General features: G+C 49.8%; 11 protein-coding genes and 2 pseudogenes. 5 read left to right on the top strand and 8 right to left on the bottom strand.

Translation table 11 applies throughout. The annotated features are described in order from the left end of the window. Positions 1-192 (bottom strand): annotated as a pseudogene (locus tag MES37_RS21535) (hypothetical protein); the annotation flags it as partial. 287 nt (positions 193-479) lie between these two features. On the opposite strand from MES37_RS21535, the gene anmK reads away from it, so the two are divergent. From anmK to pdxY, 5 genes are all read left to right on the top strand, one after another. Next, entirely contained in the window at positions 480-1,604 is a 1,125-nt protein-coding gene (anmK, locus tag MES37_RS21530) for an anhydro-N-acetylmuramic acid kinase (RefSeq protein ID WP_064546271.1), read from the top strand. A gap of 111 nt (positions 1,605-1,715) precedes the next feature. Then, positions 1,716-2,039 (top strand): C-type lysozyme inhibitor, encoded by a 324-nt coding sequence (mliC, locus tag MES37_RS21525; RefSeq protein WP_064546273.1) that lies wholly within the window; start codon positions 1,716-1,718, stop codon positions 2,037-2,039. Positions 2,040-2,096: 57 nt separating this feature from the next. Continuing rightward, a complete protein-coding gene (pdxH, locus tag MES37_RS21520) occupies positions 2,097-2,753 on the top strand; it encodes a pyridoxamine 5'-phosphate oxidase (RefSeq protein ID WP_064546275.1) in 657 nt (218 codons plus the stop codon). A 142-nt stretch (positions 2,754-2,895) separates the two neighbouring features. Next, positions 2,896-4,170, top strand: coding sequence for a tyrosine--tRNA ligase (tyrS, locus tag MES37_RS21515; protein ID WP_121813580.1), 1,275 nt, complete (start codon positions 2,896-2,898; stop codon positions 4,168-4,170). A 101-nt stretch (positions 4,171-4,271) separates the two neighbouring features. After that, on the top strand, positions 4,272-5,132 hold the full coding sequence (gene pdxY / locus MES37_RS21510; protein ID WP_064546279.1) for a pyridoxal kinase PdxY: 861 nt from the start codon (positions 4,272-4,274) through the stop codon (positions 5,130-5,132). Positions 5,133-5,174: 42 nt separating this feature from the next. Here pdxY and gstA read toward each other — a convergent pair whose 3' ends face one another. The 7 genes and pseudogenes from gstA to MES37_RS21475 form a co-directional block, all read right to left on the bottom strand. Further along, positions 5,175-5,777, bottom strand: coding sequence for a glutathione transferase GstA (gene gstA, locus MES37_RS21505; RefSeq protein ID WP_121813578.1), 603 nt, complete (start codon positions 5,775-5,777; stop codon positions 5,175-5,177). Positions 5,778-5,887: 110 nt separating this feature from the next. Continuing rightward, positions 5,888-7,393, bottom strand: a complete 1,506-nt coding sequence (gene dtpA / locus MES37_RS21500; RefSeq protein ID WP_064546283.1) for a dipeptide/tripeptide permease DtpA — start codon at positions 7,391-7,393, stop codon at positions 5,888-5,890. A gap of 619 nt (positions 7,394-8,012) precedes the next feature. Further along, positions 8,013-8,648, bottom strand: a complete 636-nt coding sequence (gene nth / locus MES37_RS21495; RefSeq protein WP_064546285.1) for an endonuclease III — start codon at positions 8,646-8,648, stop codon at positions 8,013-8,015. Further along, positions 8,648-9,334, bottom strand: a complete 687-nt coding sequence (locus MES37_RS21490) for an electron transport complex subunit E (protein WP_064546287.1) — start codon at positions 9,332-9,334, stop codon at positions 8,648-8,650. Before MES37_RS21490 ends, nth begins: the two co-directional genes overlap by 1 nt. Further along, positions 9,331-9,957 carry an electron transport complex subunit RsxG gene (rsxG, locus tag MES37_RS21485; RefSeq protein WP_064546289.1) on the bottom strand — a complete coding sequence of 209 codons (627 nt, stop codon included), beginning with the start codon at positions 9,955-9,957 and terminating at the stop codon, positions 9,331-9,333. Before rsxG ends, MES37_RS21490 begins: the two co-directional genes overlap by 4 nt. Positions 9,958-9,966: 9 nt before the next feature. After that, positions 9,967-11,016: an electron transport complex subunit RsxD gene (gene rsxD, locus MES37_RS21480; RefSeq protein ID WP_237932612.1), complete on the bottom strand. Its 1,050-nt coding sequence runs from the start codon at positions 11,014-11,016 to the stop codon at positions 9,967-9,969. After that, positions 11,017-11,414: pseudogene (locus tag MES37_RS21475) on the bottom strand (electron transport complex subunit RsxC); the annotation flags it as partial.

The following is an 11,414-nucleotide window of genomic DNA, read 5'->3' as shown; positions in this document are numbered from 1 at the left end:
CGCGCCCATCACATTTGAATCATTGCCAGCCTGGATTTGTACCGGGCGAGTGGAGACCAATGTGCCGTAAGTTACGCTTTGAACTTGCTTAGCATCTGAGGCGCTATACACATCGCCTGAAAGCGTACTGGTGTTAGCGCAACCAGCCAAAGTTAAACCTACTAACGAGACCGCCAGTATACGTGAAATCATTTGTGACTCTCCTGATCATCTTAAAACGCCCAACCGAGCATCCATCGGGCCTAATTATATGGTATTTAGGTGCCGAATTTAATATTAGTTCAGCCACATGGTCGCATTGATTCTAGATAAGTGAGTTTTAACAGGGCTTAAACCATTTGCCATTGTTGAGGTATAACAGCGCTTTCAATATCATTTTGTGACGCAACGTGGTTAAAAACTATTAATCAATCACTGTGTTGAATGTTAGTTTATGGGGCACTTAATCCCACAATTTGGCGAGTTTTCAGGAGTAACAGATGAAATCAGGGCGTTATATCGGCGTGATGTCAGGCACCAGCCTGGACGGTATTGATGTCGTTCTTGCTGCGATTGATGAACATCTTGTTGCTCAGCAAGCGAGTTACAGCCATCCCATTCCTTTGGATATTAAAAATGCCATTCTGGCAATCTGCCAGGGTCAGCAATTAACTCTTTCTCAACTCGGTCAGCTCGATAATCGACTGGGTAAATTGTTCGCTGAGGCAGTACAAACTCTGATGACCGAACAAGGCCTGACGTATACGGATATCACCGCTATTGGCTGCCATGGGCAAACTGTATGGCATGAGCCACAAGGTGAAGCGGCGCACACTATGCAAATTGGCGATAACAACCAAATTGTTGCCCGTACCGGAGTCACCGTTGTCGGTGATTTCCGCCGCCGTGATATGGCTCTGGGTGGGCAGGGCGCTCCACTAGTCCCTGCCTTCCATCAGGCTTTACTTGGCCATCCCACTGAACATCGCATGGTGCTCAATATTGGTGGTATCGCTAATCTCTCTTTGTTGATTCCTGAACAACCAGTGCGCGGTTTCGATACCGGGCCGGGAAATATGCTGATTGATGCCTGGATCTGGCGTCAGCGCGGGAAAGCCTATGATAAAGATGCGCAATGGGCGATCAGCGGCAAGGTGATTATCCCCTTACTGCAGCAAATGTTGAGTGATCCTTACTTTGCGATGCCAGCACCAAAAAGTACCGGGCGCGAGTATTTCAATTATGGATGGCTTGAGCGGCAGCTCGCGGCATTCCCTGGGCTTGCCGGAGAAGATGTCCAGGCAACGCTGACCGAACTGACTGCAGTAACGATTTCAGAACAAGTATTGTTGAGCGGTGGTTGTGAGCGCTTGATGGTGTGCGGTGGGGGAAGTCGCAATCCTTTATTGATGGCTCGTTTGGCAGGGCTACTGCCAGGAATCGAAGTCACGACAACTGACGAAGCAGGAATCAGTGGCGATGACATGGAAGCGCTGGCTTTCGCCTGGCTTGCCTATCGAACGTTATCTGGATTACCGGGCAATTTACCTTCGGTAACGGGAGCATCGGCTGCTAGCGTGATAGGGGCAATTTTTCCTGCCAACCCACTGTACAATATTCCCTGAAAAATCAGAGTTAACTGAAATTAACTTAAGCACTAAATCTCTAAACTGAAGTGAATGGGGGAAGTTATGCTCCCCCTTTATAAGAAATAATAAGAACTTCAGGATATGCAGATGAAAAAACTACTTATTGCCACCATCCCCTTCATGCTTGCCGGATGTAGCTACTACAACACTTTTGTTGAGCGTATGCAGACCGATACTTTGCAGTATCAGTGCGATGATAAACCCCTCACCGTTAAATTGAATAACCAGAAAAGCATGGTGAATTTCGTTTACGACAATGAATACTTGTCCCTGACTCAGGGATTATCGGCATCGGGTGTTCGTTATACTGATGGGGTTTACGTGTTCTGGTCGAAAGGCGATACCGCCACGGTTTATCGGAAAGACACTGTTGTGTTAGATAATTGCCAATTACAAAATCCCAAGCGTTGAGATTTCTAAGGGTGGAGCGCACAATAGCTCCACCTTACGATAGCCTGACGTAACGCCATGTCTGATAACGACTCTTTGCAACAAATTGCGCATCTGCGCCGCGAATACACAAAAGGTGGTTTGCGCCGCAATGATCTTACTGAACAACCGTTAGCCTTGTTTGAGCGCTGGTTAGCTCAAGCTTGCGAGGCAAAACTTGCTGATCCTACCGCCATGGTGGTGGCTACTGTCGATGAGAGCGGTCAGCCATATCAGCGCATCGTTTTGCTCAAACACTATGATGAACGCGGGCTGGTGTTTTACACCAACCTTGGTTCGCGCAAAGCGCATCATTTGGAAAATAATCCGCGTATTAGCCTGCATTTCCCCTGGCATATGCTTGATCGCCAGGTGATGGTGCAAGGCACTGCGGAGCGTTTATCCACCCTCGAAGTGATGAAATATTTCCACAGTCGCCCGCGCGATAGCCAAATTGGTGCCTGGGTTTCCAAACAGTCCAGCCGAATTTCCGCACGAGGTATTCTGGAAAGTAAATTCCTCGAGCTGAAACAGAAATTCCAGCAAGGCGACATTCCATTACCCAGTTTCTGGGGTGGCTATCGCGTAACAATTGAACAAATGGAATTCTGGCAGGGCGGCGAACATCGTCTACACGATCGTTTTTTATACCAGCGCGAAGGCAGTTCCTGGAAAATAGACCGTTTGGCGCCATAACATAGGGAAATTGTTGTTTTAAGCGCTGGCACTCCTGCTGTTGGCGCTTTATCCTATGTCCCCTAAGAAATTAACTCCTTTCGCCAACAGGCGGAAAGCCGTGTACCGGCCAAGGTGCAGTCGTATATAGATGGAGAATTTGATGGCGAGCATCAATTTGATAAAACAATTGCAAGAGCGGGGCTTAGTCGCCCAGGTAACGGATGAAGAAGCGTTAGCACAGCGACTGGCGCAAGGGCCAATTGCTCTGTATTGCGGCTTTGATCCTACCGCTGACAGCTTGCATTTGGGCCATCTGGTTCCACTGCTGTGCCTGAAACGCTTCCAGGAAGCGGGCCACAAACCGGTTGCGCTGGTGGGTGGTGCGACAGGTTTGATTGGTGACCCTAGCTTCAAAGCCTCAGAGCGTAAACTGAATACCGAAGACACAGTGCAAGAGTGGGTGGAAAAAATCCGCCGTCAGGTTGCACCTTTCCTCGATTTCAACTGCGGTGAAAACTCAGCTATCGCGGCTAACAACTACGACTGGTTTGGCGGAATGAACGTTCTGACCTTCCTGCGTGATATCGGTAAGCACTTCTCTGTTAACCAGATGATTAACAAAGAAGCGGTGAAGCAGCGCCTGAACCGTGATGATGTTGGTATCTCTTTCACCGAATTTTCCTACAACCTGTTACAAGGTTATGACTTCGCGTGCCTGAACAAACTGCACGGCGTGGTGCTGCAAATTGGCGGTTCTGACCAGTGGGGCAATATCACCTCTGGTATCGACTTGACTCGCCGTTTGCACCAGCAACAAGCGTTCGGTCTTACCGTTCCGTTGATCACCAAATCTGACGGTACAAAATTCGGTAAAACTGAAGGTGGCGCAGTATGGCTTGATCCGAAGAAAACCAGCCCGTACAAGTTCTACCAGTTCTGGATTAACACCGCAGACTCCGATGTGTATCGCTTCCTGAAGTTCTTCACTTTCATGAGCCTCGAAGAAATTGACGCACTGGAAGAAGAAGACAAAAACAGCGGTACCGCTCCGCGTGCGCAATACGTGCTTGCCGAGCAAGTGACTCGTCTGGTTCACGGCGAAGAAGGCCTGGAAGCAGCAAAACGTATCACCAGCAGCCTGTTCAACGGCAACTTGAGCGATTTGACCGAAGCTGACCTTGAGCAACTGGCACAAGACGGCGTACCGATGGTGGAAATGGATCGTGGTGCTGACCTGCAACAGGCGTTGGTTGATTCTGAACTGCAACCGTCACGCGGCCAGGCACGTAAAACCATTGCACAGAACGCGATCACCATTAATGGCGAGAAGCAGTCTGACCCGGAATATACCTTTGCTGATAGCGATATTCTTTTCAATCGCTACACCTTGTTGCGCCGGGGTAAGAAAAATTACTGCCTCGTTTGCTGGAAGTAATTGAGAATAAACTTAAAGGGCGTGGGAAACCACGCCCTTTATTTTTGCCACCCGTTGTCATTTCGCAACCCCTAAAAAAATCGTTGCCTCCGAGTAGAGAAATGAAAAATATCCTTGCCATCCAGTCTCATGTCGTTTTCGGTCATGCAGGTAACAGTGCTGCCGAATTCCCGATGCGCCGTCTGGGCGCCAACGTATGGTCGCTGAACACAGTCCAATTCTCAAACCATACCCAATACGGTAAATGGACAGGCAGCGTGATGCCAGCCAGCCACCTCAGCGAGATTGTGCAGGGGATTGCAGATATTGGGCAGTTAAAGCGTTGTGATGCAGTACTGAGTGGTTATCTTGGCTCTGCCGAGCAGGGCGAGCACATTCTTTCTATTGTTCGTAAAGTTAAAGAAGCTAATCCGCAAGCGAAGTACTTCTGTGACCCAGTAATGGGGCATCCAGAAAAGGGCTGTATCGTTGCACCTGGTGTTGCCGAATTCCATACTCGTTATGCCATGCCAGCCAGCGACATTATTGCCCCCAACTTAATCGAGCTTGAGATTCTCTGCGGTCATGCGGTTAACACCGTTGAAGAAGCGGTCAGTGCCGCGAGAGAGCTGATTGCCCAGGGGCCGGAGATTGTGTTGGTGAAACACCTGGCGCGTGCTGCGTTCCAGCATGACCGCTTTGAAATGTTGTTGGTGACGGCAGATGAAGCCTGGCATATTCACCGCCCATTGGTCGACTTTGGCGACCGTCAGCCAGTCGGAGTGGGTGATGTGACGAGTGGACTGTTATTGGTGAATCTGCTGCATGGTGCCACGTTACGCGAAGCGCTGGAGCATGTTACCGCCGCGGTATACGACATCATGGTAGTAACCAAGAAAATGGAAGAGTACGAACTGCAACTGGTGGCAGCGCAAGAAGGTATTGCAAATCCAGAGCATTATTTCACTGCAGTGAAACTGTAATAAAAAATGGCGGATGAAGCTTGCGCCTATCCGCCGTATTAATTAAATCCCTTCAGCTGTTAATGCAGCAGCCACTGCCGGACGCGCTTTCATACGCTCCATAAACGCTTCGATGTTGCTCAGCCCTTCCAGATTCAGTTTCACCGCATTCGCCCAGCGCAGCACGGTAAACAAATACGCATCTGCCACGCTAAAGCGCAGGCCCATCAGCCACTGTTTATCATTCAGCTCTTCGTCAACGTATTTGAATTTCTTCTCCAGTGCGGCACGCGCAATGGTTTTGTATTCGTCAGGCGTTGCTGGGTTGAACAACGGGGAGAAGCCCTTGTGCAACTCGGTCGCGATGTAGTTCAGCCATTCTAGAGTGTGGTAACGCGTCATGCTGCCTGCCGGAGCGAGTAGTTGGCGGTCAGGTACTTTATCCGCCAAATACTGAACAATCGCCACGCCTTCAGTTAGCAGTGAACCGTCATCCAGCAGCAACGCAGGGACTTGCCCCTTCGCATTGACTTCAAGATAGTCATCACCTGCTTCGGTTTTCTTCGCCGCTAAATCGACCTTAACCAGAGAGAAATCAATACCCGTTTCACGCAGAATAATATGAGGGGAGAGGGAACAGGCACCAGCTTTATAATACAGTTTCATTACTGAACTCCTATTGGGCGCTAAGATACCTTATGTTAGTGCGCTTACCGGCAAAAAAAAAGCCGTTAAGCATGAAGCTAACGGCTTAAAATTTTATGTTTCCCGCTACATTACGCGGTAGCTGTTTCCGTAGAGGTTTCAGTTTTTTCATCACTGAAGGTCATACGGTTCAGTTTTGGTGCAATGATCATCATCAGAACAGCGATAACAGCAGTAGCGATACCGATCTGCATGAACACGTGACCGTAAACAGCCAGAGATTGCAGCGGATCAGTCACGTTCTCAGGAACCGCCATCAGGTTAGCCACTTTACCGGCAATGATTGCTGCACCAGCGGTAGTCAGGAACCAGCTACCCATGATGAAGCCCATCAGACGCTGTGGTACCAGTTGTGCAACCATTGCCAGGCCCAGGCCGGAAATCATCAGCTCACCGATACTCTGCAGCGCATAGCTCAGAATCAACCAGCTAACCGATACGATACCGGCGTCAGATGCGAACTTAGCGCCAACAGGCAGTACCAGGAAGGCCAGGGAACACAGCACCATACCGAAGGCAAATTTATGCGGCATCGGCATACGGTCGCCCATTTTATTATAGATAGCGGCCAGAATTGGGCTGCCGATCATAATCCAGAATGGGTTCAGTGCCTGGAACTGCTCCGGTTCGAACGTAATACCCAGAATCGCATGCTCTACGTTACGAATAGCAAAGAAGTTCAGAGAAGTAGGCATTTGGCTGTACAGCACGAAGAACACAATCGCTTCAACCATCAGGATGAACGCAACAATCATCTTGCGACGCGCAGCGCCCTGCATGGCAAAGGCTTCTTTAGCAAAGATAATCACGATGCCCAGAGCCACAACGCCCAGTACCATACGTGCGATACCCTGGTTGTGCAGCAGCCAGGTTGCAGCTGTTACCAGCACAATGACGCCCGCGATAGTGGCAATCAGTTTACCGAAGTGAACAGGTTCAAAGTCTGGTTTGGAGCCGTAGTCTTTTACCCATCTCTTACAGAACATGAAGTTCACAAGAGTAATCAGCATACCGACGAAGCTGAGGGAAAACGCAACGCTCCAGCCGTACTTCGCAGCAAGCCACGGTGTGGCAAGCATAGAGAAGAACGAACCAATGTTGATGGACATATAGTACATAGTAAATGCACCATCAAGACGCGGGTCATCCTTCGCATAACAGGTAGAAAGCAGGGCCGACGGGTTAGCCTTGAACAGACCGTTACCCACAGCGATAGTCGCCATACCCATGTACACCACTGCCACATCATGACCGGAAAATGCCACCAGCGCATAACCGATAGCCAGTACGATAGTACCGAGCATAATGACACGTTTGGTGCCGAGAACTTTATCGCCCAGCCAACCACCAATTGCTACTAAGCCATAGACCAGTGCACTGAAGGAAGAGAACAGGGTGATGGAGTCAGCTTCGGACATCCCAAGCATTTTGACCAGATAAACGGCCATGATGCCCTGGAGGCCGTAGTAGCCAAAACGCTCCCATAATTCGATAGAGAAAATCAGGTAGAACGATTTAGGTTGTTTGAAAGCATTCAGACTGATGCTTTCTGCTGGTTCTTTGTTTGCAGTCGACACATATACCTCTTTTTTTACATCCCAATTTAACAGGAATTTTTTAAGCGTTATGCCGAGTGTGCATTCGCTTTTTTAGTTATAAGAAAGGGGAAACGGCGGGTAATGTTCACTATCCTGAGGCTTCAGGCAAGAGGTTTGTAATGATCTGTTACATTTATCCCGTGCAAGATAAAGCTCCGCAAACCAAATTGTTATTCAGCGTTAAATTTTATCAAAATGCGCTTTACCAATTTATTCTCTTATAAAATGATAAAATAACGGCAATTTAGTTATATGTTCTGCTCTACTGGCAAATGTGTAGTGATATAGGCCAGGTGTAAAGATTTGTACAGGTAATTGTCCTGCCTGGTTGGAGTTATCACTGTGTATTACGTGGTTATTTGTTTCATTTTGATGACCAAAATTTAACATCAAGTTATCAGTGTGATCTTTGTCACATATTTATGGAAAATTCTTATCGTAAAAAAACGATTAACCTGGTCGGGTGATTATTCACCAGATGAAGTAAGTGAAGTGGTAACAATACGCAGAACAAATGAATGGATTTATTGGTATTGGCAGCTATGAGGAAGTGTATAAGGGAATGGAATGCCCTGCTTCTTAAGAAGCAGGCGGGAAATCAGAGTTCAACTTTCTCTTTGAATTCGCACAGATCTTCAATGATACATGAGCCACAGCGCGGTTTACGAGCAATGCAGGTGTAACGGCCATGAAGGATTAGCCAGTGATGGCAATCGACTTTAAATTCTGCCGGAACCACCTTCAGCAGCTTTTCCTCAACCTGCTCAACATTTTTACCTGGTGCAAAATTGGTGCGGTTACAAACGCGGAAAATATGGGTGTCGACGGCAATAGTGGGCCAGCCAAATGCGGTATTGAGCACCACATTGGCGGTTTTACGCCCTACACCAGGCAGGGCTTCCAGGGCCGCTCTGTCTTCAGGGACTTCACCGTTATGTAGCTCAATGAGCATCTGGCAGGTCTTGATGACGTTTTCCGCCTTGCTGTTAAACAGGCCAATGGTTTTGATATACGACTTCACGCCGTCCACTCCTAAATCGAGCATGGCTTGTGGCGTATTCGCCACTGGATACAACTTTGCCGTGGCTTTATTGACACTGACATCAGTGGCCTGCGCTGACAGCAGAACCGAGATCAGCAATTCAAACGGGGAGCTGAAATGCAGCTCCGTGGTCGGGTGAGGGTTGTTATCACGCAGACGTGTCAGGATCTCTAGCCGCTTGGTTTTATTCATTACGCTTTCTCTGGATTCCCTTCCGGTGCCGTCGCTTTCGCGGTACGGCGCGTTTTCATTTTTTCATCGATCAGATACTTCACCGCCAGCATCAAACCCAGGCCGATGAACGCACCCGGTGGCAACATCGCCAGCAGGAAAGGGGTATCGGTGTGGAAGACTTCAATGCGCAGCACCTTAGCCCAACTGCCAAGTAACGCATCAGCCCCATCAAATAACGTTCCGTTGCCAATGATTTCGCGCAGGGAGCCTAATACAAACATGGCACTTGTGGCACCCAGGCCAATGGCAAGCCCATCGAGGGCGGCCAGTGGCACACTGCTTTTGGCGGCGAACGCTTCGGCGCGACCGATGACAATACAGTTGGTCACAATCAGCGGAATAAATATCCCCAAAGACTGATATAAACCATAAGCATAGGCGTTGATGAGCATTTGTACGGTGCTGACAACCGAGGCAATAATCATCACGTAAATGGGGATGCGAATCTCTGCCGGAACCCAGCGGCGCAGGGCAGAAACGGCACTGTTAGTCAGCACCAGCACCAGTGTGGTTGCCAGACCAAGCCCGAGGGCATTGGTGGCGGTTGATGTTACTGCCAGCAGTGGGCACAGGCCCAACAATTGCACTAGTGCGGAGTTATTTTTCCATAACCCCTGAACGACAATATCTTTTACTTCGCTCATGGCTGTGCTCCACAAACAGGAAGGTTATCAATTTGCGATGGTAATGTTTTAGCGAACAGTCCCGCTCGTTTTACCGCATTGACGACTGCACGTGGTGTGATAGTGGCCCCGGTAAATTGATCAAACTGCCCACCATCTTTTTTCACCGCCCAGCTTGGGTCATCACTGCCACCAATGGTTTTACCGGCAAAATGGGTAATCCAGTCACTCAGTCGGGTTTCTATTTTATCGCCCAGCCCCGGAGTTTCATGGTGTTCTGTGACACGTGACCCCAGTACCTTGCCATTAAAATCGGCCGCAACCAGTAATTGAATGGCGCCAGAATAGCCGTCAGGCGCTGTCGCTTCCATCACCACGGCAACGGGCTGTTGGCCTTTACGCGCCACGTAAATATGGCGTTCACCTTTGCCCAATTGTGGCTCACTGACGACCAGGCAACTGGACTGAATATTATTGTCGTAGAGATCGGGGGAAATCACCTGATCAAACAATAGCTTTTGTTGGGCCACGGCCTGTTGCTCGATGGTGTCTTTGGTTAACGCATTGACGACTGCCGTAAGTCCGGTCGCCATTACGGCAAATAGCGCCAGAGTCACGCCATGTTTTTGCATTGTTTTCAGCATGACGACTCCTTAGCGGTGCCCATAAGCACGAGGGCGGGTGTAATAATCAATCAACGGGACGGTAATATTTGCCAGCAGTACGGCAAATGCCACGCCATCCGGATAGCCGCCATAGGTGCGAATGAGCCATACCAACACACCGGTCAGTGCGCCAAAAATCAGGCGTCCTCGATTCGTCGTCGAGGCAGTGACGGGGTCAGTGAGAATGAAAAATGCTCCCAGCATGGTTGCGCCAGAGAACAGGTGAATCACCGGCGAGGCACATTTTTCCGGGGAAAACAGCCAACCCAGAGTGGAACACACCGCCAGTGTTATCAGGAAACTGACCGGAATATGCCAACGAATTGCGCCTTTCATCAATAAGAACACGCCACCCAGCAGGAAGGCCAGGTTGACCCACTGCCAGCCGATTCCTGCCAGTACGCCTGTGTAGATAGGTGCCTGCATCAGGGACGTTGCGGAATGCCCGGCACGTAACCCGGTCTTAAAGGTATCAAGCGGAGTCGCCTGACTTATACCGTCAATGCCCATACGTAGTTGCGACATGCTGTCGCCCACTGCAGTCGCACCCGAGAAAATAACATGCACTGAATCAGCAAAACCCGGCACCGTCGCGGCAAGAGTTTGCGGCGGCAGCCATGATGTCATTTGCACAGGAAAGGCAATCAGTAATACCACGTAGCCGACCATCGCCGGGTTAAAGGGGTTGTGACCAAGCCCGCCATATAACTGTTTAGCGATGATGACTGCGAATAGGGTACCGAGAATCACCATCCACCACGGTGCAAGGGGCGGAATACTCATACCTAACAGCAGGCCGGTTAACGCAGCTGAATTGTCAGCCAGGATTTTCAGGGGTTGCTTACGCAGTTTGAGCACAAATAGCTCTGCGGCGACGGCGGTGAGGATACCTAATGCAATCTGCACCAGGCTTCCCCAGCCAAACCAGTACCACAGCATGGCGATTCCTGGCAAAGTGGCGCAGGTCACCAGCAGCATAATCCGCGATGTGCTGCGTTGGTTATGGGTATAAGGGGAGCTTGCTATCTTGAAAACCATCTATTCCTCTGATGCCATTTGTTGCGCTGCTTTTCGTGCCTGGACTCGGGCGATGGCCGCAGCAACCGCGGCTTTGCGCGGATCTTGTTCTTCGGCAGATTCTGCTACAGATTCGGTTGTAGCCTGAGCCGCTTTACGCGCTTTAGCACGGGCGATAGCCGCTTCGACAGCCGCTTTACGTGGGTCAACGGCGTCGACTTTAGTGGCTTTAGCGCTTTCAGTTACCGGAGCAGATTCGCCAGCTTGCGCCGCTTTACGCGCTTTAGCGCGGGCGATAGCCGCTTCGACAGCCGCCTTACGTGGGTCAACGGCGTCGACTTTAGTGGCTTTAGCGCTTTCAGTTACCGGAGCAGATTCGCCAGCTTGCGCCGCTTTACGCGCTTTAGCGCGGGCGATAG

The organism is Buttiauxella sp. S19-1 (assembly GCF_022134725.1).
GTDB classification, from domain to species: Bacteria; Pseudomonadota; Gammaproteobacteria; order Enterobacterales; family Enterobacteriaceae; genus Buttiauxella; species Buttiauxella ferragutiae.
This window is presented reverse-complemented; position numbering and strand designations above follow the sequence as displayed.